The following is a 20131-nucleotide window of genomic DNA, read 5'->3' on the forward strand; positions in this document are numbered from 1 at the left end:
AACTCTCTGATTCTCTGCCTAAAGCGTTTCCTGATTTGAGTCGTTTGACGCGTTACCCGCGTTTTCCGTCTGGGGGGCAACCTGCCGGAAGACTCGGACTCAATGTGCGGAAATGTTGCGTGCGGAAATAGCGGTTGCAGACCCGGCGTGAGAGGGGATGACGGGATGAAGAAGAAACATGTGGCTGTCCTTCTGGGGGGATTCTCCTCGGAGCGGCCCGTGTCTCTGTCCTCGGGGAAGGCATGTGCGGATGCGCTCGAGAATGAAGGCTATCAGGTCACCCGTGTCGATGTTTCGCGCGATGTCGGGACTGTGCTTGCCGAGCTCAAGCCCGATGTCGCCTTCAATGCGCTGCATGGCCCGTTCGGCGAGGATGGCACCATCCAGGGAATTCTCGAATATCTCGGAATTCCCTACACCCATTCGGGCGTGCTCGCTTCGGCGCTGGCCATGAACAAGGAGCAGGCCAAGAAGATCGCCAAGGCATCCGGCATCCCGGTCGCGGAATCGAAGGTGGTCAACCGCTTCGCGATCCAGAACAGGCATCCGATGAAGCCGCCTTACGTGGTGAAGCCGGTCAACGAGGGTTCGAGCTTCGGCGTCGTCATCGTGCATGAGGGGCAGTCGCATCCGCCGCAGGTGATCGGCTCGTCCGAGTGGCAATATGGCGAGATCGTCATGGTCGAGCGCTACATCCATGGGCGCGAACTGACCTGTGCGGTGATGGGCGACGTGGCGCTCGGGGTCTGCGAGATCATTCCGACCGGTCATTCCTTCTACGACTACGATTCAAAGTACGTGCCCGGCGGATCAAAACACGAAACCCCTGCAAAAATTTCACCGAATATTTACCAAAAAATACAGACACTGGCCCTCAAGGCTCATCTTGCTATCGGTTGCCGGGGCGTTTCCCGGTCGGACTTCCGTTACGACGACCGTCACTCCGAAAACGGCGAGATTGTCTGGCTCGAGATCAACACCCAGCCGGGCATGACGCCGACGTCTCTGGTGCCTGAAATCGCCGCGCAAGCGGGGCACTCGTTCGGCGATTTGTTGAGTTGGATGGTGGAGGACGCTTCGTGTCTGCGTTGAGGTGGGGACAGGGCAAAGACGGCGGGGCTGGGCCTGCGCTGTTTGGTGTGTCGCTGTCGTTCGACCATTTCGTCTTGCCGCGCCAGCTTCGCCGGCCGGTGCGCTTGCTTGCTCGGCTCTGTGATGGCGAGTATGAGGCGCCGCGCTTTTCCGCCGCGATCCTCTCGACTGCCTTGCTGGCTTCGGCTGGAGCCTATGGCGCTTATCTCGGCGGCTATAGCGACACCATCGTGCAGGGTGTGACCGCCCGGACCGGATTCGCCGTCGACCAGATCAAGGTCGTCGGCAATCGCCAGACTTCGGAGATCGACATACTGGGCCAGCTCGGCCTCGACGGCTGGACGTCGCTGATCGGCTTCGATGCCGAGGCCGCGCGCGAGCGCATCGCGACCTTGCCTTGGGTCGAGGTTGCCGCGGTGCGCAAAATCTATCCGCACACGCTGGAAGTGCGCGTCGAGGAGCGCGAGCCTTTCGCGCTCTGGCAGCAGGGCAATTCGGTTTCGGTCATCGAGCAGTCGGGCGAGGTGATCGCGCCGTTCTCGGGTGGCAAGGAGGCTTTGCTGCCGCTGATCATCGGCACCGGCGCGCCGGCCAAGGCGCCGGAGTTTCTCGGCAAGATCAAGCGCTATCCCGAGCTTGCGGCTCGGGTCAAAGGCTATATCCGTGTCGGCGAGCGCCGCTGGGATCTCAAGCTCGAGAACGGCATCACGGTGAAGCTGCCGGAAGACGGCGAGGATCAGGCGATTGCCGAGCTCGTGAAGCTCGACCATGACAATGGGCTTTTGACGCGCGACATCGCCGCCGTCGACATGCGGCTATCCGACAGGCTGGTGGTGGAACTGTCGCCAGAAGCCGCCAGCCAGCGCGAAGCCGCTCTCAGCGAAAAGCCGAAGAGCCTGACGAAGCGCAAGCCGGAGACGAAGATATGAGCTGGCTTGGCGGCAGCGGTGATGCATCTTCGCGCCGGTCGGGCACGCTTACGGTGCTCGATGTCGGCTCGAGCAAGGTTTGCTGCGTGGTGGCGAAGCTGAAGCCGCGTGAGGACGGCAAGCTTCTGCGCGGTCGCTCGCATCGCATCCAGGTGATCGGCATCGGCCATCAGAAATCGCAAGGCGTGAAGTCGGGTGTCGTCGTCGATCTCGACCGCGCCGAGCATGCCATTCGCCTCGCCGTCGATGCGGCCGAGCGCATGGCGGGGCTCACCGTCGATTCCCTCATCGTCAACATGACGGCCGGCCGGCTGAAGAGCGAAGCCTTCTCGGCGACCATCAATCTCGGTGGCCATCAGGTCGAGGAAGCCGACATCAAGCGCGTGCTCGCCGCCGGTGCCAAGCAGGCGCTGCGGGCCGAGCGGGAAGTGGTCCATTCGCTTCCCGTGGGCTTTTCGCTCGACGCCGAACGCGGCGTGCGCGATCCGCGCGGCATGGTCGGCGATGCGCTCGGTGTCGACATGCATGTGCTGACCGGCGACGCCGCGCCTATGCGCAATCTGGAGCTTTGCATCAACCGCTCGCATCTGTCGGTCGAGCGCATGGTGGCGACGCCTTATGCGAGCGGTCTCGCGGCGCTGGTCGACGACGAGCTCGAAATGGGCGCTGCCTGCATCGACATGGGCGGCGGCACCACGACGATCTCCGTGTTCGCGGAGGGCAAGTTCGTGCATGGCGACGCCATCGCCATCGGCGGCAACCATGTGACTCTCGACATGGCCAAGGGCCTGTCGACCTCGCTCGACGCCGCCGAACGGCTGAAGGTGATGCATGGCTCGGCGCTGCCCGGCAGCGCCGACGACCGCGACCTGGTCTCCATCCAGCCGATCGGCGAGGAAGGCGAGCTGCCGCTGCAGATCCCGCGCTCGATGATGACGCGCATCATCCGTGCGCGCATCGACGAGACGCTGGAGCTCTTGCGCGACCGGTTGAACAAATCGGGCTACGGCAACGCCGTCGGCAAGCGTGTCGTTCTCACCGGCGGTGCCAGCCAACTGGCTGGCCTACCGGAGGCGGCGCGCCGCATCCTCGGACGCAATGTGCGCATCGGCCGGCCGCTCGGCGTGGCTGGCCTGCCGGAAGCGGCCAAGGGGCCGGCGTTTTCGACCCCGGTCGGACTTCTGATCTATCCGCAGATGGCGAGCTTCGAGAGCCATTCGGCGAAAGGACTTTCCGGTTTCAGGATGACCGGAACGGGCGGAAAACTGCATCGCATGAGTCAGTGGTTGAGAGACAGTTTTTAATTTGACGGGGACAGCCCCATAGGCGGCCGCAGCGGCGAGGCGGCGGGAAAGGCAAAGGACGGAGACAATGACCATCAATCTGCAAAAGCCGGACATCACCGAGCTGAAGCCACGCATCACCGTGTTTGGTGTCGGCGGCGGCGGCGGCAATGCCGTCAACAACATGATCACAGCCGGCTTGCGCGGCGTCGAGTTCGTAGTGGCCAACACCGACGCGCAGGCGCTGACGATGTCGAAGGCCGAGCGGCTGATCCAGCTCGGCGCGCATGTCACTGAAGGCCTCGGCGCAGGCTCGCAGCCGGAAGTCGGCCGCGCGGCGGCGGAAGAGTGCATCGACGAGATCATCGATCATCTCTCCAACACGCATATGTGCTTCGTCACCGCCGGCATGGGTGGCGGCACCGGCACGGGTGCTGCTCCGGTCGTTGCCCGCGCCGCGCGCGAGAAGGGCATCCTTACGGTCGGCGTCGTCACCAAGCCGTTCCATTTCGAAGGCCAGCGCCGCATGAAGACGGCCGACATGGGCATCGAGGAACTGCAGAAATGCGTCGATACCCTCATCGTCATCCCCAACCAGAACCTGTTCCGGCTGGCCAATGACAAGACCACCTTCGCCGATGCCTTCGCCATGGCCGACCAGGTGCTCTACTCGGGCGTTGCCTGCATTACCGACCTGATGGTCAAGGAAGGCCTGATCAACCTCGACTTCGCCGACGTCCGTTCGGTGATGCGCGAGATGGGCAAGGCGATGATGGGCACCGGCGAGGCTTCGGGCGAGGGCCGCGCGATGGCCGCCGCCGAAGCGGCGATCGCCAACCCGCTGCTCGACGAAACCTCGATGAAGGGCGCCAAGGGCCTGCTGATCTCGATCACAGGTGGCCGCGACCTCACCCTGTTCGAGGTCGATGAAGCGGCGACCCGCATCCGCGAGGAGGTCGACCAGGACGCCAACATCATCCTCGGCGCCACCTTCGACGAGGAACTGGAAGGCGTGATCCGCGTTTCGGTGGTCGCCACCGGCATCGACAAGTCGGCGGCCGAAATCGCCGCGGCGCCGATTTCGATCCGCGCGCCGCAGAAGCCGGTCGTCCGTCCGGCGGCACCTGCTCAGGAAAGCCGTCCTGCGCCGGTTCAGCAGCAGGCTTACGAGCCGCGCGCGGTCGATCCGGTCGCCGAGGCGATCCAGCTTGCCGAGGCAAACGCCGCCGCGATGGCGCAGCCGCGCCAGGCGCCGGTCGACGACTTCCGTCCGCAGAGCAAGATCTTCCAGGCCCCGCCGGCGCAGCCGCAGCCTCAGCCGGTAGTGCAGCAGCAGGTCGTGCAGCCCGCACCGCAGCGTGAGATGCCGCAGCCGATGGCGGCGGCGCCGCAGCGCATGCCGCGCGTTGAGGACTTTCCGCCGGTCGTGAGGGCAGAAGTGGAAGCCAAGAACCGCCCTGCCGATCATGAGAACAGCGGACCGATGGGGCTGATCAAGCGGTTGACGAACGGCCTGACCCGCCGCGAGGAAGAACCGGCCCGGCTGCAGCCGGCACAGCCGCGCGAGCCGAAACTGCGCCAGGCCGCCCCGGAAATGCGCCGTCTAGCCAGCCAGGACCCGCAGCTCTACGCACCGCGTCGCGGCCAGCTCGACGACCAGGGTCGACTTACACCGCAGAGCCGCACGGTTCAGGAAGACGACCAGCTGGAGATTCCGGCTTTCCTGCGCCGCCAGGCCAATTGATCGATACAGCGGGTCGCTGATCGTTAACGATATATGACGGTTGTTAACAGGCAGACGAGAGATCGTCTGCCTGTTGGCGTTAAAAAATGCTTGTACAACAGAGTGTTATAAGCGTCTTCTCGTTCAGGGTAGCGGTTACACAGGGTAAGAAACCGTGATTTGGAGTCTCTCGGACGGGTCATTATCTTCGCGTCGGACTAAGTCGGTTAGCCGGGATTCGGGGAGTTAGCCCTGCCTGCCGATCATATCAGAGCCGCATGCCTTGTTCATTTTGCCGCATTTGCTGCGGACGTCAGGTGATCCATCTGGCTGAAAATGCTCAAGAGGCTGACAAAGCGGACGCTGGCAGCTAGGGCTTATGGGGTTTGTCTTGCACGACTATCAGACGACAGTTAAAGCGCGCGTGACGTTGACCGGCACGGGCGTGCACAGCGGCGGGCCCGTCACCGTTCATTTCTTGCCCGCAGACGCCGACACCGGCATCGTGTTCCACCTTTCCACCGGCGATCAAAGCCGTGAATTCCGCGCGTTGGTTTCCGAGGTCGGCGCCACCGATCTTTGCACCATGCTCGGCGATCCGGCCGGCGAGCATATCGGAACCGTCGAGCACCTCATGGCGACGGTGTTTGGACTTGGCATCGACAATCTCATCATCGAGATCGACGGCTCGGAAGTCCCCATTCTCGACGGCAGCGCCATGGCCTTTGTCGAGGCCTTCGACCAAGCCGGCATCGAGACGCTTTCGGTCAGGCGCCGCTATATTCGGGTGGTCAAGCCGGTTCGCATCGAAGCCGGCGCATCATGGGCGGAGTTTCGCCCCTATGACGGTACGCGATTCGAGGTCGAGATCGATTTCGAGAGCCCGGCCATCGGCCGCCAGCTCTTTGCCTCCGACATCAACCCCGACATCTTCCGCCGCGACATCGCGCGGGCCCGCACCTTCGGCTTCATGAAGGATGTCGAGCGGCTGTGGGCCGCCGGCTACGCGCTCGGCTCGTCGCTGGAAAACTCATTGGTCATCGGCGACGACAACCGCGTCATCAATGTCGGCGGGCTGCGTTATCCGAACGAATTCGCCCGCCACAAGACGCTCGACGCCATGGGCGACCTGGCGCTGGCCGGCGCGCGCTTCATCGGCTGCTTCCGCTCCTATCGCGGCGGCCACCGGATGAATGCTGCGGCTCTGCGCCGCCTGCTGTCCGACCGCACGGCCTTCGAGATTGTCGAGACGCGACGCCGCGAGCGTGGCCGCGTCGCCGAGATGATCGCCGTCAGCGGGCCGGTCTACGCGCCCTGGGTGATCTGATTCTTAACGGTTTTCTGGTTTTGTAGGCGGAGCTTGTGTTGCACGGTTGCATCACAGGCCCGTGAAATCGCGCAGCTTTGGGCACGACGCCAAACCGCCACAAAAATGTGCGATTGGCCGCAGATAGCGTTGCCGCATTAGGCAGTTATAGTTTATGGCTGCTGCCCCAGATCGAAATGACGCCGAAAGGGCGGAAATCAATCATGTTGCTTAAGCGAGTTGGTCAATCGATTGCGCCGTGTAGGGCTGTTTTCCTGGCGTTTTCGTTGATCGCCCCGTCGCTCGTGCTGTCAGCCTGCATGTCGTCCGAGAAGGATGTCAACCTGGCGACCTATGTCGACCAGACGGAGCCGGCCGACGTCCTTTACAACCAGGGCTTGGCCAACATGAACGCCGGCCGCCTCGACGAGGCGAGCAAGAAGTTCGACGCCGTCGATCGCCAGCATCCCTATTCGGAATTCGCCCGCAAATCGATGGTGATGGGTGCTTTCGCCGACTATCGCGCCGGCAACTATGACGAGGCGATCGGCACCGCCAAGCGCTATCTCACGCTCTACCCGTCGACCGACGATGCCGCCTATGCCCAGTATATCATCGGGTTGAGCTATTACCGGCAGATCAAGGACGTCACCCAGGACCAGAAGGAAGCGCGCCAGACGGTGCAGACCATGCAGGATCTGGTGACGCGCTGGCCGACGTCCGAATATGTCGACGACGCCAAGGACAAGATCCGCTTCGCCACCGACCAGCTCGCCGGCAAGGAGATGCAGATCGGCCGCTACTATCTCGAACGGCGCGAATATATCGCTGCCGTCAAGCGCTTCCGCACGGTGGTCGAGAACTACTCCAACACGCGCCATGTCGAGGAGGCGCTCGCGCGCCTGACCGAAGCTTATTATGCGATGGGCCTGACCTCGGAAGCGCAGACGGCCGCGGCGGTGCTCGGCCACAACTATCCAGACAGCCAGTGGTACAAGGATTCCTACAAGCTCCTGCAGAGCAATGGGCTTGAACCACGCGAGAATGCCGGGTCGTGGATCTCCAAGGCCGGAAAGCTGATCACCGGCGCCTGAAGCTTCTCTGATGCTGTCCAGACTGTCGATCCGCGATATCGTCCTGATCGAGAAGCTGGACATCGACTTCCTGCCTGGGCTCTCCGTGCTGACCGGCGAGACCGGGGCCGGCAAATCCATCCTGCTCGATGCACTGTCGCTGGCGCTTGGTGCGCGCGGCGACGCTTCGCTGGTCCGTCATGGCGCGGCACAGGGCCAGGTCATTGCCGTGTTCGATGTGCCGCGCAACCATCCGGCGCGCACGCTGCTCGCCGAAAACGACATCGAGGACGATGGCGACGTCATCCTGCGCCGCGTGCAGACCGCCGACGGCCGCACGCGCGTCTTCGTCAACGACCAGCCGTCCAGCGTGACGCTTATGCGCGACGTCGGCCGCGCCTTGGTCGAGATTCATGGTCAGCATGACGAGCGCGCGCTTGTCGATCCCGGCGCGCATCGCGAGTTGCTTGACAGCTTTGGCGGTCATCTTGGCGCCGTGCGCGGCACCGGCGAGGCTTGGCGCTACTGGCGAAGCTGCGAGCAGGAGCTTTCCCGGCATCGCGCCAAGGTCGAGGCGGCGGCGCGCGAGGCGGATTATCTCAGAGCGTCCGTCGCCGAGCTGGCGAAGCTCGATCCGCAGCCGGGCGAGGAAACCGAGCTGGCAGAACTGCGCGCCCAGATGATGCGCGCCGAAAAAATCGCTTCCGAGATCCACGATGCACAGGACGTGCTGTCGGGGCCGTCCTCGCCCTTGCCGCAGCTCGCCAGCCTGCTGCGCAGGCTGCAGCGCAAGTCGGGCGAGGTGCCGGGCCTGCTCGACGAGGTGGTGAAGTCGCTAGACGAAGCGATGATCTCGCTCGACGCGGCGCAGTCCGGCGTCGAGACGGCGCTTCGCGCCACCGAATATGATCCGCAGCGCCTGGAAAAGGCCGAGGAGCGGTTGTTCTCGCTGCGCGCTGCCTCGCGCAAGCACAATGTCGCGGTCGACGACCTGGCGCGGTTGCGCGACACGATGGCGGCCGACCTCGCCGACCTCGACGCCGGCGAGGAGCGGCTGCACGGACTGGAGAAGCGAGCCGCCGCCGCGCGCGAGGCTTACGACATTTCCGCGGCGCAACTCTCTTCGCTGCGCCACGCGGCGGCGGCCGGGCTGACCAAGGCGGTGATGGCGGAACTGCCGGCGCTCAAGCTCGAGCGGGCCGAGTTCATCGTCGAGATGGTGAGCGACGCCGAAAGTCGCATGGAAGAAGGCATAGACCAGATCGAGTTCTGGGTGCGCACCAATCCGGGCACAAGGCCGGGACCGATGATGAAGGTCGCGTCGGGCGGCGAGCTGTCGCGCTTCCTTCTGGCGCTGAAAGTGGCGCTGGCCGACCGCGGTTCGGCGCCGACCCTGGTTTTCGACGAGATCGATACCGGTGTCGGCGGCGCGGTGGCCGACGCCATCGGCCAGCGGCTGGCCAGGCTGTCGAAGCGGGTGCAGGTGCTTTCGGTCACGCATGCGCCACAGGTGGCGGCGCGCGCCGCCACCCACTTCCTCATCTCAAAATCCGGCGGCAAGGACCGCGTCGCCACCGGCATCGCCGAAATGGACCGCGCGGCGCGCCAGGAAGAGATCGCGCGCATGCTGGCGGGCGCCACCATCACGGATGAAGCGCGCGCCGCGGCGGAACGCTTGCTGCGCGAGAACACGGCGGCAGCCTAGGCGACGCTGATATTCAGGCGATGCCGGCCTGCATTTCTCCGGCTCGGAAGCTGAGTCAGCAGATGGCTGCATCCTGCTGTTCAACAATGATTTCTTCGCAACCCGACTCCCTGCCAGCGATTCCTGATTTATAGTGGCCCGCCATAATTCGAGGACCGCACTTCATGTCGGAAAAACCAGTCGAATCGCTGAGCGAAAGCGAGGCCGCGGATGAGTTGAAGCGGTTGGCCGCGGAGATCGCCGAGCACGACCGGCGCTACCACACCGAAGACGCGCCGACGATTTCGGATGCCGAGTATGACGCGCTGGCGCGGCGCAACCTCGCCATAGAGGAACGCTTTCCCGATCTCGTGCGCGAGGATTCGCCGTCGCGGCGGGTCGGCGCACCGCCCGCGGAAGGCTTTACCAAGGTGCGCCACGCGGTGCCGATGCTGAGCCTTGCCAAGGCCTATACAGACCAGGACGTGGCCGATTTCATCGAGCGCGGCCGGCGCTTCTTCGACCGCGACAAGGACCTCGACATCGCCTTCACCGCGGAGCCCAAGATCGACGGTCTGTCGGCCTCGCTGCGCTATGAAAACGGCGTCTTCGTGCAGGGCGCGACGCGCGGCGACGGCGCCGTCGGCGAGGACATCACCGCCAATCTGAAGACTATTGCCGATATTCCGAAGAAGCTGCACGGCTCGGGCTGGCCGGAGGTCATCGAGATTCGCGGCGAGGTGTACATGACCTATGCGGAGTTCGAGGCGCTGAAGGAACGCTCGGCGGCCGTCGGCGGCCAGGACTATGTCAATCCGCGCAACACGGCGGCCGGATCGCTGCGCCAGAAGGATCCCTCGGTCACCGCCAGCCGCAACCTGAAATTCTTCGCCTATGCCTGGGGCTATACGACGGCGGATCCGGCTCCGACCCAGTACGATTCCGTGCAGAAGTTCAAGGAGTGGGGGTTCAAGGTCAGCCCGCTGATGGTGCGGGCGAAGTCGATAGACGAACTCATTGCTCATTACCATCGCATCGAGGAGCAGCGCTCGTCGCTCGGCTACGATATCGACGGCGTCGTCTACAAGGTCGACCAGCTCGAGCTGCAGCGCCGCTGGGGGTTCGTCACCGGCGAGCCGCGCTGGGCGGTTGCCCACAAATTCCCGGCCGAACAGGCGATGACGACGGTGCAGAGGATCGACATCCAGGTTGGACGCACCGGCACGCTGGCGCCGGTGGCGCGGCTTGCGCCCGTGACGGTCGGCGGCGTGGTGGTCGAGAACGTGACGCTGCACAATGAAGACTACATCAAGGGCTTCGACAGCAACGGCCAGCCGATCCGCGACGGCATCGACGTGCGCATCGGCGACACGGTGGTGATCCAGCGGGCAGGCGACGTCATTCCGCAGATCGTCAGCGTCGTCATCGACAAGCGGCCGGCGGACGCCGTGCCCTACGAATTCCCGCACACCTGTCCGGTCTGCGGCTCGCCGGCGACGCGCGAGATCAACGAGAAGACCGGCAAGGAGGATTCGCGCCGCCGCTGCACCGGCGAGCTGATCTGCGCCGCGCAGGCCGTGGAGGGGTTGCGCCACTTCGTGTCGCGCGGTGCGCTCGATATAGAGGGCCTGGGCGCTGAAAACATTGACCTCTTCTTCAATGCCGGGTTGGTCAAGACGGCGGCCGATATCTTCACGCTCAAGGATCGCAGGCCGGCCGTCACCAAGGCGCTGGCCGAGCGGCGCGAGGAGCAGGCGAGGCTGCGCGAGGAGGCATCGGGCAAAACGCGCAAGAATGTGCGCAGCGTCGAGGCGCGCAATTATGAAGGGCTCGACAAGCTGTTTGCAGCCATCGACGCGCGCCGCGAGCCGGAGCTCGACCGCTTCATCTTCGCGCTCGGCATCCGTCATATCGGCGAGACGACGGCCGCCGTGCTTGCCCGCCAGTTCTCGACAATCGAAGAACTGATCCGTGTCGGCAAGGAGACGGCAAAGGCAGAGGATCCGCACGACGTCTTCCCGTCGATCAACGGCATCGGCGACACGGTGATCGGCGCGTTGCGGGACTTCTTCGGCAACGAGCGCAACGACGAGGTACTCGATGCGCTACTCGCGCAAGTCCATCCGAAGCCGTATGTCATGGAGATCTCGGCCGGCAGCGAGGTCTCCGGCAAGACAGTGGTGTTCACCGGCACGCTGGAAAAGATGACGCGCTCCGAGGCCAAGGCCATGGCCGAGCGCCTTGGCGCCAAGGTCGCGGGCTCCGTGTCGGCCAAGACCGATCTGGTGGTCGCAGGTCCCGGCGCCGGCTCCAAGCTCAAAACGGCGACCGATCTCGGCATCGAGGTTATCGATGAGGACACCTGGCTGCAGCGCATCGGCAGGGGCGGCTGATGGCGGGCGCGTTCAAAGGTTTTGGTGAGAAGGCCATCCCGTTCCTGAAGGCGCTCGATTTCCACCAGAGCCGCGAGTGGTTCCAGGAAAACCGCGACCTCTACGAGAGCCAATTGCACGAGCCGTTCTGCGATCTCGTCGAGACGCTCAGCGAGTGTTTTGCGGCGGCGAGCCTTGGCCTGCGCGGCGACCGCAAGAAATCGCTTTTCCGCATCAATCGCGACGTGCGCTTTTCCAAGGACAAGCGGCCTTACAACCGGCATCTATCGGCCATCCTGTCGCCGGACGGCACCAAGATGGAGCAGGGCGTCTTCTACGTGCATATCGGACTGGAGCGCTGCTTTGCCGGCGTCGCCTGGTGGCAGCCGGGGCCTGAACTGCTGCAGGCGATGCGTAAGGCGATCGTGACGAAGCCGGCGGCATTCCGTGGCATGGTGGCGGCGCTGGAGAAGGGCGGTCTCGCGCTCGATTCGGAAGATCGCCTGAAGCGCGCGCCGCGCGGCTTCGAGGACGTCACCGACGACGATCTCGCCCAGGCGGTGCGCAACCGGCATTTCGTGGTCCGGCACGACATCGATCCGGCGACGATATATTCGGCCGGGCTGGTCGACGATCTCGTCGATTTCACCTCGCGCGCCAGACCGCTGCTCGATTGGGGCAGGGCGATCCAGGGCAAGACCGGATAATCGGAAATCCCTTTTTCGCGATCAGTTCCGCTGATCGTCGGCTCAAGCGAATTGGTGTGACAAGCAAGGCGACGCTCCCTACATCAGGCGGCTTAAAGCGTGTCTCCTGAAATGGATTCAAGCGATACGTTTTAAGTCCTTGTTTTGATGCATGTGCCCAGAACCGCTGCGCACTTCTGGGCGGCATGCATGAGGGAGCAGTTGGATGTCAGCGGAAGCAATCTCGGAAGGCCGTGCGCAGAGCGATTTCTGGGACGGCGTGCGGCTGTCGATGCCGGTGGTCGTCGCCTCGGCGCCGTTCGCGGTGCTGTTCGGCGCTTTAGCCGTCGACAACGGCCTTTCCGTTCTCGAAGCCTTTCTGATGAGCGCCATGATCTATGGCGGCGCCAGCCAGATGGTCGGCATCGAACTGTTCGGCCAGCATGTCGCGCCGTGGCTGGTCGTGCTGTCGATCTTCGCGGTGAATTTCCGCCACGTGCTCTATTCCGCCGGCATCGGCCGCCGCATCGCGCATTGGCCGGTGCTGCAGCAGGCGCTCGGCTACTTCATCCTGACCGATCCGCAATATGCCATCGCCGAGGCGAGGGCAGAGTCCGGCCGGCCGGTCGGCTTCGTCTGGTATCTGGGACTCGGCCTGCCGGTCTATGTGTTCTGGGTGATCGAAAGCGGCTTGGGTGCGGTGTTCGGCAAGATGATCCCCGATACCCATGCGCTGGGTATCGATTTCCTGCTGCCGATCTATTTCCTCGGCCTCGTCATGGGCTTCCGCAAACGACCGCTCTGGTTACCGGTGGTCGCCGCGAGCGCGGCTGCCTCGATCGTCGCCTACAGGACGGTCGGCTCGCCCTGGCATGTCTCGATCGGCGCCATCGCCGGCGTGCTTCTGGCGGTGATCCTGCCACCGCATCACAGCGGCGTGGGGGAGCGGCCATGAGCACGACCTTCTGGATCATCCTTGCCGGCGCCATCGCCACCTATCTCACGCGCGTCGGGGGCCACCTCGTCATCTCGCGCTTCGAGACCATCCATCCACGCGTCGAGGCGGGCTTGAACGCCGTGCCGGCCGCCGTGCTGACGACGCTGGTGGCGCCGGAACTCCTGCATGCCGGACCTGCCGAATGGGCGGCGCTGGTCGTCACCGCGCTGGTGTCGTTGCGCGGTGGCCTGATGGCGATGTTTTTGGCGGGCACTGCCGCACTGATATTGGCGCGGCAGTTCGTGGGATAGGTCAGATCTTCGCGTCGTGCGGAAGCGGCGCGGTCGCCTTCTCCAGCCAAGCCAGCGTCTCGCCGTCCAGCATCGGCCCGATCTCGGAAAGCACGCGCGCGTGATATTGGTCGAGCCAGTGCAGTTCGTCGCGGGTCAGCAGATCGCTGCGGACAAGGCGCTTGTCGATCGGCGCCAGCGTCAGCGTCTCGAAGCCGTGCATGGCGATGTCGCCGCCCTCGATCTGCTCGGCGGACGTGACCAGGATAAGGTTCTCTATGCGGATGCCGTAGGAGCCTTCCTTGTAGTAGCCCGGTTCGTTGGAGAGCATCATTCCGGCAAGCAGCTTCTCGGTGCCGGTGCGGGCGATGCGCTGCGGGCCTTCATGCACGGCAAGATAGGAGCCGACACCGTGGCCGGTGCCATGGGCGAAGTCGCAGCCATGCTTCCACAGCGCCATGCGGGCGACGGCATCGATTTCCGAGCCGCGCGTGCCGGCAGGGAAGCGCAGCGTCGAGATCCCGATCATGCCTTTCAGCACCAGCGTGAAGCGTTCGCGCATCTCCTCGGTCGGCTGGCCGATCGGCACGGTGCGGGTGATGTCGGTGGTGCCGTCCTGATATTGTCCGCCGGAATCGAGCAGGAACAGCTCACCGGTTTGAAGCTTGCGGCTGGTGGCGCGCGAGACGCGATAGTGCATGATGGCGCCGTTCGGGCCGGCGCCGGAAATGGTGTCGAAGGAGACGTCGCGCAGAGGCATCTGCGTTTCCTCGCCGGTCTGCCGGCGGACTTCTTCGAGCTTAGTCACAACGTCGATCTCGTCGAGCGTGTCCGGCTTCTGCCGGTCGAGCCAGCAGAGCAGCTTGGCGACCGCGGCACCGTCGCGACGATGCGCGGCGCGGCTGCCCGCGATCTCGGCCTGGTTCTTGGTGGCGCGCGGGATGCGGGCCGGATCGGCGGCGGATATCACCTTGCCGCCATTGCTCTCGACCAGCATCTTCAGCTTTTCCGCAGCCAGCACCGGATCGAGCGCGATTTTTGCGCCATCGTCGGCAAGCCCAGCGATGGCTGCTTCGAACTCGCCCGGATCGTGCAGGTCGGCGAGCTGTGTGAGATAGGCCGCGACCTGGCGCGAGAATTTGCGCGGGTCCATGAAGAGCTGGTGCTTGCCGTCGGCGGCCAGGATGGCGAAGCCTAGCGCCAGCGGCGTGTGCGCCACGTCGCCGCCACGGATGTTGAAGGCCCAGGCGATCGAAGAGGGGTCGGTCAGCACGGCGTGCGTCGCGCCGTCCTTTTCGATCGCGCCGGCCAGCCGCGCCAGCTTGTCCTTGGCGAGCTCGCCGGCAAAGGCGATCGGGTGGAGCTCCACCGGCGCGCGCGGCGGCTCCGGCTGGTCTTTCCAGATGATGTCGATCGGGTTCTTGTCGAGCGGCACCAGTGTCGCGCCGGACTGCTCGGCCGATGCCCTCAGCAACTTGACCTCACCGATCGTATGCAGCCACGGATCGAAACCGAGCCTGGCGCCTTTGCCGAGATTGTCCTTGATCCAGGAGGCCGGCGGATTGTCGACAAGGCTTTCGATGGTGAAGATGGAAAGGTCGACTTCGCCCCGCACCTGTAGCGTATAGCGGCCGTCGACGAAGACGAAGGCTCGGTCACGCAGGATGATGGCGACGCCGGCCGAGCCGGAAAAGCCGGTCAGCCATTTCAGCCGCGCCGAGCGATCGGCGACATATTCGCCTTGGTGTTCGTCGGCACGCGGCACCATGAAGCCGTCCAGGCCGTTCTCCGCCAGCCACTGGCGCAGCATTGCCACGCGCGGCTTGCCGACAGCCGGATCGCCGGCGGAATCAAAGGTCTGGAACATTGTGGCATCTCCCATGGCTTGCCGCGACCCTAGAGCGGTTTCACCGTTTCACGGAAACGACTAGCCGCTCTATCTCTTTGTTTTGACGCAATTCCGGGCGGAAACCCGTTTCACACTTTTCCTGGAATTGCTCTAGCGCATACCCTTGGCAACCGGAATCGATTTTGGCAGGGCCAGATGGCGGCCGTGTCTCAGCGCTTGAGGTGGATCGTCACCCAGCCCTCGCGGTGCAAGGTGCGGACATGGCGGAAGCTCTGGCCCAAATAGGCCGAGATCACCGCATCGCGCTGGCGGTCGAGGATGCCCGACAGCACCAGCGAGCCGCCCAGCTTGACGTGCCTTGCCATCTCGGGAGCCAGCCGCATCAGCGGCCGTGCCAAAATATTGGCGACGATCAGGTCGAAGGGCGCGCGCCTGGCGAAGATCGGGTGATGGAAGCCAGGCGCCGCCACCGTCTCGACCAGCGCCTTGACATGATTGAGGCGCGCATTGGCGGCGGCGACGCGAACCGCTACCGGATCGATGTCGGTCGCCAGCACCGGAATATGCGCGAGCTTCGCCAGCGCTATCGCCAGCACGGCACTGCCGGTGCCGAGATCGAGCGCGTTGCGCGGCCGTTCGCGCAGCACCACCTGCTCCAGCATTTCGAGGCAGCCGGCGGTTGTGCCGTGATGCCCGGTGCCGAAGGCAAGGCCCGCCTCGATCTCGATAGCGAGATCGCTGCTGTGGCGCTTGCCGCGATCATGCGCGCCGTGGACAAAGAAACGTCCGGCGCGGACCGGCTTCAATCCTTCGAGCGAGCGAGCCACCCAGTCGATGTCGGGAAGCGTTTCGCGTTCGACCTGCTTCGGCAGGGCGAGTCCAGCGAGGATGTCGTTGATCCGGGCTTCGACGGCATCGACATCGCCATCGCCATCGGCATAAAGCGACACTTCATGGATGTCGTCGGCCTCGTCGACCTCCAGCACGGCGAGCGGCAGGCCGTCATCCTCGAAAGCGGCGTCGAGCGCCGCGAAGATGCGATCGGCCTCGGCCTTGCCCGCGGTGAAATGAAGCCTGGTCTGCCCCATCAGTGCGACTCATGTTCGAGCATGATCATTTTCGAGAACCGGTTCCCACTTCTTGCTACGCCGACCTTCGGTTCGGGATCATGCCTGGCCGCCTGCCGCAAGCCGCTTCAGCTTGGCAATCGCGGTGTCGGCGCTTTCGCCATAGGCGATGGTGCCGGCGAACTCGCCCTTGGCGTTGAGCAGCAGAACCGAGGCCGTGTGGTCCATCGTGTAGTCGCCGTCGCCGGTGTCGACCTTCCTCCAGTAGATGCCGAAGGCCTTTGCCATGGCGTGCACCTTGTCCGGATCGCCGGTGATGCCGGTGATGCGGTCGGAGAAATTGCTGACGTAGGAATTCATGATCTCCGGCGTGTCTCGCTCAGGATCCACCGTGACGAAGTAGGCGTTGAGGTTCTTGCCGTCGTCGCCCATCGTCTTCAGCCACCCTGCCAGTTCGAAGAGCGTGGTGGGGCACACTTCCGGGCAGTGGGTGAAGCCGAAGAAGACGACGCTCGGATGACCCCGGAACGCGGCCTCGGTGATCGGCGCTTTCTTCTGGTCGATCAACGTGAACGGCGCGCCGTACGGCTCGCCGCCATAGTGGCCGCGGTACCAGTCGAAAGTGAGCCAGCCGATGCCCGCCGCCATCAGGACGAGAATGCCGATCAGGATTGAGCGCATCATCAGAAATTATCCGTCGTGATTGCCGTGGCGTGCCGGATCGGGCGCGAGCCTGTTTCGGCAGACAGTTCTAGCGGTTCGTCGCCACGGGCGCAAAGATGTCGCGTTGCCGCAACCGTGACGCCTGAATGGTGCACGAGGCCCAGCGCCGTGATCGTCCGGCTTGCAAATGCCACGGTCTTATCCCACCTGACATCGGCTAAACGCGAACCCGAGGAGGCCTCCTTGCGAAAACTGGTCGGCATATTCGCCGCATGCCTTGCCCTGAGCACCGGCGCCGCGGTGGCGGACGAAGTCGGCAAAGTCGGCGTCGACTGGGTCGGCAACGACATCATGATCGATGCGATCAAGGACCCGAAAGTCGACGGCGTCACCTGCCATGTCGCCTATTTCGACCGCAGCATCATCGATCGGTTGCACAAGGGCAATTGGTTCGAGGACCCGTCGGATTCCTCGATCTCCTGCCGCCAGACCGGGCCGATCACCATCGGCGACATCGACATGAGCGAAAGCGGCGAGGAGGTGTTCAAGCAGGGCCTCAGCCTGATCTGGAAGAAGCAGGTGGTGAACCGCATCTACGACAAGAAGAACGAGACGCTGATCTATCTTTCGCATTCGCGCCAGGTGCAGAACGGCTCGGCGAAGATGTCGGTCACCACCGTGCCGCTCTATGGCCAGAACGTCGTGTGGACCAAGGGCAAGCCGCAATAGGCTCCCGTTGGTCCCGCTTGCGGGACCAATCGCTCAGGCGTAAAGCCGCGCCATGGACCGCCCCGAACACCTTGTCTCGAAAGACCCTGAACCGCGCATCCATCCGACTGCGGAGCTGAAGGGATGCAAGCTCGGCCGCTATGCCTCGATCGGCGAGCGGGTGATCCTGCGCGAGGTGACTGTCGGCGACTTTTCCTATTTCGAGCGCCACTCGGAAGCGATCTACACGGCGATCGGCAAGTTCTGCTCGATCGCCGCCAACAGCCGCATCAACGCGCTCGAGCACCCGATCGAGCGGCTGACCCAGCACAAGGTCAGCTACCGGCCGAACGAGTATTTCCGCTGGCTCGGCGTCGACGCGGCATTTCGCGAGCGGCGGCAGGCAAAGCCGGTCAGCATCGGCCACGATGTCTGGATCGGCCACGGCGCCGTGATCATGCCTGGCGTGACGATCGGCAACGGTGCCGTCGTCGGTGCCAACGCCGTGGTGACGCATGACGTGCCGCCTTACGCGATCGTCGCCGGCGTTCCGGCCAAACCCCTGCGTCAGCGGTTCGCTGCCGACGTTGCGGCACGCATCGAGAGCCTCGCCTGGTGGGACTGGGCGCCAGAGAAATTGGCAAGGGCTATTCCCGACATGCAATCCATGCCGATCGACGCGTTTCTCGACCGTTGGAAGAACGAAGCGCCCTGATGCTCGACGATTTCGGGAAGACGGTGCCCCTTCCGCCATGCGGGGGTGGCGCGACGGAAGGGGCCGGAGGTAAACCGACGTGAAGCGGAGCAGCAGGCTTTTTCACCTGCACCGGCACTATCGCAATGAACCCATAAGGTGGTTTTTCGCAGCCATACGCCTTTCGCGCGTATCGATTGCAGCGTATGCGCGGAAAATTCGAGCGGAGAATTCGATCGGCGGGAACCGGAGACGCCGGCGGCTTGTTTCTCCCGAAATGCCGCGCTCCGGCGGCTATCGAGGAATGGATGATCGAGAAACTGTTCACCAAGGTTGCCAATTGGGTGGCTCACTTGGCCGGTACGCCGCCGACCTTTGCCATCTGCGTACTGATTGTGGTGATCTGGGCGGTAACCGGCCCGTTTTTCGGCTTCTCGGATACCTGGCAACTCGTTATCAACACCGGCACCACCATCGTCACCTTCCTGATGGTGTTCCTCATCCAGAACACGCAGAACCGCGACAGCGCTGCGATTCAGACCAAGCTCGACGAGTTGATCCGCGTCAGCCGGGCCCACAACACCTTCATCGGCATCGAGCATCTGACCGAATCCGAGGTCGAGGAAATTCGCGGAAAATGCGAAAAGGCCGCAAAGCGGCATGACCGGGAGGTCGCCGCCGCGGCCGTGAAGAAGGCCGCCGCGCAAAAGCACGGCGCCAAAAAACACGCTGCTTGAGCGCTGCCTCGTCGTCCGGGTCGTGCGGTATACTCAGCCGTTCATGAAGGCCGCGAACGCGTCCTTGTGATCCGGATGCCAGCGCGACAGGGCAGGGCGGTTTTCGATGATGTCGCCGATCGCCCAGGCCATGCGCTTTTCATCCATGGGCCGCGCCACCTCGTTGTCCGGGCAAAGGATATAGAAGTCGTTCCGCTTGAGCGACGCCAGCATGAAATCGATCACCTGCTCGCCCGTCCAGGCGCCGGCCGGCTTTTCCGTCGCACCCTCGGTCAGGCCAGTATAGGTGAAGCCTGGGATCAGCAAATGAGCGGAGACCTTCGCACCGGGTTCGTTGCGCAGCGCATGCGCCAGGCCCTCGGTAAAGGTCTTCACGCCGGCCTTGGAGACGTTGTAGGCGAGATTGCCGGGCGGCGTGGTGATGCCCTGCTTGGAGCCGGTGTTGATGATCAGACCCGGCTTATCGGCCGCGAGCATGCGTGGTGCGAAAACCTGCACGCCATGTACGACGCCCCAGAAGTTAATATCCATCAGCCGCCTCCAGGCGACGCGGTTTTCCCACGGCTTGCCCGGATTGTTGCCGACGCCGGCGTTGTTCATCAGTACTGAAACGGCGCCGAAGGCAGCATAGGCAGCATCCGCCAGCCGGTCGACATCGTCGATATGGGAAACGTTTGCGGCAACGGCACGAACGGCATCGTCGCCGCCGATCGCGGCGAGCGCTTGCCGGGCCTGGTCGAGGCGCGCGCCGTCGACGTCGGCAATCACCGTCTTCATGCCCATTGCTGCGAACCGCTTCGCGGCGGCAAGGCCGATGCCGCTGGCGCCGCCGGTGATTACGGCGACATTGCCGGGGGCGAAGGCGGGCAGGGCGGTCTGGATTTCGGCGTCGCTGGTCATGGTCCATGTCCTTGTTCGAGGTCGAGCCGAACTTAACGCCAGCCGGAGCCGAGACAAGCCTCGATCGCCGCAATGGGTGATCGTAATTGGCGGCGATGGGTTGACCGCAGCCGCTTGCGCCGCGCATGCTGCCGCTAA

The 20131-nt window shown here is 64.0% G+C and carries 18 protein-coding genes; 14 read left to right on the forward strand and 4 right to left on the reverse strand.

The genetic code is table 11. The annotated features are described in order from the left end of the window. The first annotated feature begins 165 nt into the window (after nucleotides 1-165). From P9236_RS00965 to P9236_RS01015, 11 genes are all read left to right on the forward strand, one after another. Complete coding sequence (locus P9236_RS00965; RefSeq protein WP_278072736.1) at nucleotides 166-1092, forward strand: D-alanine--D-alanine ligase; 927 nt, start codon at nucleotides 166-168, stop codon at nucleotides 1090-1092. Next, the gene (locus P9236_RS00970; RefSeq protein ID WP_278072737.1) at nucleotides 1080-2021 is read left to right on the forward strand and encodes a cell division protein FtsQ/DivIB; all 942 of its coding nucleotides are present in this window, start codon (nucleotides 1080-1082) and stop codon (nucleotides 2019-2021) included. Before P9236_RS00965 ends, P9236_RS00970 begins: the two co-directional genes overlap by 13 nt. Next, nucleotides 2018-3325, forward strand: coding sequence for a cell division protein FtsA (gene ftsA / locus P9236_RS00975; protein WP_278072738.1), 1308 nt, complete (start codon nucleotides 2018-2020; stop codon nucleotides 3323-3325). Before P9236_RS00970 ends, ftsA begins: the two co-directional genes overlap by 4 nt. A gap of 67 nt (nucleotides 3326-3392) precedes the next feature. Continuing rightward, nucleotides 3393-5048 carry a cell division protein FtsZ gene (gene ftsZ / locus P9236_RS00980; protein WP_278072739.1) on the forward strand — a complete coding sequence of 552 codons (1656 nt, stop codon included), beginning with the start codon at nucleotides 3393-3395 and terminating at the stop codon, nucleotides 5046-5048. Nucleotides 5049-5406: 358 nt separating this feature from the next. After that, a complete protein-coding gene (gene lpxC / locus P9236_RS00985) occupies nucleotides 5407-6354 on the forward strand; it encodes a UDP-3-O-acyl-N-acetylglucosamine deacetylase (protein ID WP_278072740.1) in 948 nt (315 codons plus the stop codon). Between the two features lie 203 nt (nucleotides 6355-6557). Then, a complete protein-coding gene (locus tag P9236_RS00990) occupies nucleotides 6558-7427 on the forward strand; it encodes an outer membrane protein assembly factor BamD (RefSeq protein ID WP_278072741.1) in 870 nt (289 codons plus the stop codon). Between the two features lie 10 nt (nucleotides 7428-7437). After that, nucleotides 7438-9111, forward strand: a complete 1674-nt coding sequence (gene recN / locus P9236_RS00995) for a DNA repair protein RecN (RefSeq protein ID WP_278072742.1) — start codon at nucleotides 7438-7440, stop codon at nucleotides 9109-9111. 164 nt (nucleotides 9112-9275) lie between these two features. Beyond that, nucleotides 9276-11483, forward strand: coding sequence for an NAD-dependent DNA ligase LigA (gene ligA, locus P9236_RS01000; protein ID WP_278072743.1), 2208 nt, complete (start codon nucleotides 9276-9278; stop codon nucleotides 11481-11483). Continuing rightward, complete coding sequence (locus P9236_RS01005; RefSeq protein WP_278072744.1) at nucleotides 11483-12169, forward strand: TIGR02453 family protein; 687 nt, start codon at nucleotides 11483-11485, stop codon at nucleotides 12167-12169. Before ligA ends, P9236_RS01005 begins: the two co-directional genes overlap by 1 nt. Nucleotides 12170-12374: 205 nt before the next feature. After that, on the forward strand, nucleotides 12375-13103 hold the full coding sequence (locus tag P9236_RS01010; RefSeq protein WP_278072745.1) for an AzlC family ABC transporter permease: 729 nt from the start codon (nucleotides 12375-12377) through the stop codon (nucleotides 13101-13103). Further along, a complete protein-coding gene (locus P9236_RS01015) occupies nucleotides 13100-13396 on the forward strand; it encodes an AzlD family protein (protein ID WP_278072746.1) in 297 nt (98 codons plus the stop codon). Before P9236_RS01010 ends, P9236_RS01015 begins: the two co-directional genes overlap by 4 nt. Before the next feature lies 1 nt (nucleotide 13397). On the opposite strand, the gene P9236_RS01020 is transcribed toward P9236_RS01015, so the two are convergent. The 3 genes from P9236_RS01020 to P9236_RS01030 all read right to left on the reverse strand — a co-directional run bounded on the left by P9236_RS01020 (nucleotide 13398) and on the right by P9236_RS01030 (nucleotide 16975). Beyond that, complete coding sequence (locus P9236_RS01020; protein WP_278072747.1) at nucleotides 13398-15242, reverse strand: aminopeptidase P family protein; 1845 nt, start codon at nucleotides 15240-15242, stop codon at nucleotides 13398-13400. A 191-nt stretch (nucleotides 15243-15433) separates the two neighbouring features. Next, nucleotides 15434-16312, reverse strand: coding sequence for a 50S ribosomal protein L11 methyltransferase (locus P9236_RS01025; protein WP_278072748.1), 879 nt, complete (start codon nucleotides 16310-16312; stop codon nucleotides 15434-15436). A gap of 78 nt (nucleotides 16313-16390) precedes the next feature. Further along, nucleotides 16391-16975, reverse strand: a complete 585-nt coding sequence (locus P9236_RS01030; RefSeq protein WP_278072749.1) for an SCO family protein — start codon at nucleotides 16973-16975, stop codon at nucleotides 16391-16393. Nucleotides 16976-17197: 222 nt separating this feature from the next. Here P9236_RS01030 and P9236_RS01035 point away from each other — a divergent pair, with 222 nt between their 5' ends. The 3 genes from P9236_RS01035 (at nucleotide 17198) to P9236_RS01045 (ending at nucleotide 19093) form a co-directional block, all read left to right on the forward strand. Continuing rightward, complete coding sequence (locus P9236_RS01035; protein ID WP_278072750.1) at nucleotides 17198-17683, forward strand: CreA family protein; 486 nt, start codon at nucleotides 17198-17200, stop codon at nucleotides 17681-17683. 52 nt (nucleotides 17684-17735) lie between these two features. After that, nucleotides 17736-18377, forward strand: coding sequence for a DapH/DapD/GlmU-related protein (locus tag P9236_RS01040; protein WP_278072751.1), 642 nt, complete (start codon nucleotides 17736-17738; stop codon nucleotides 18375-18377). Between the two features lie 287 nt (nucleotides 18378-18664). Beyond that, nucleotides 18665-19093: a low affinity iron permease family protein gene (locus tag P9236_RS01045; protein ID WP_278072752.1), complete on the forward strand. Its 429-nt coding sequence runs from the start codon at nucleotides 18665-18667 to the stop codon at nucleotides 19091-19093. Nucleotides 19094-19126: 33 nt separating this feature from the next. On the opposite strand, the gene P9236_RS01050 is transcribed toward P9236_RS01045, so the two are convergent. Next, complete coding sequence (locus P9236_RS01050; protein ID WP_278072753.1) at nucleotides 19127-19993, reverse strand: SDR family NAD(P)-dependent oxidoreductase; 867 nt, start codon at nucleotides 19991-19993, stop codon at nucleotides 19127-19129. Nucleotides 19994-20131: the final 138 nt, after the last annotated feature.

Source organism: Mesorhizobium sp. WSM4884 (genome assembly GCF_029625675.1).
In the GTDB taxonomy this organism is placed as follows: domain Bacteria; phylum Pseudomonadota; class Alphaproteobacteria; order Rhizobiales; family Rhizobiaceae; genus Mesorhizobium.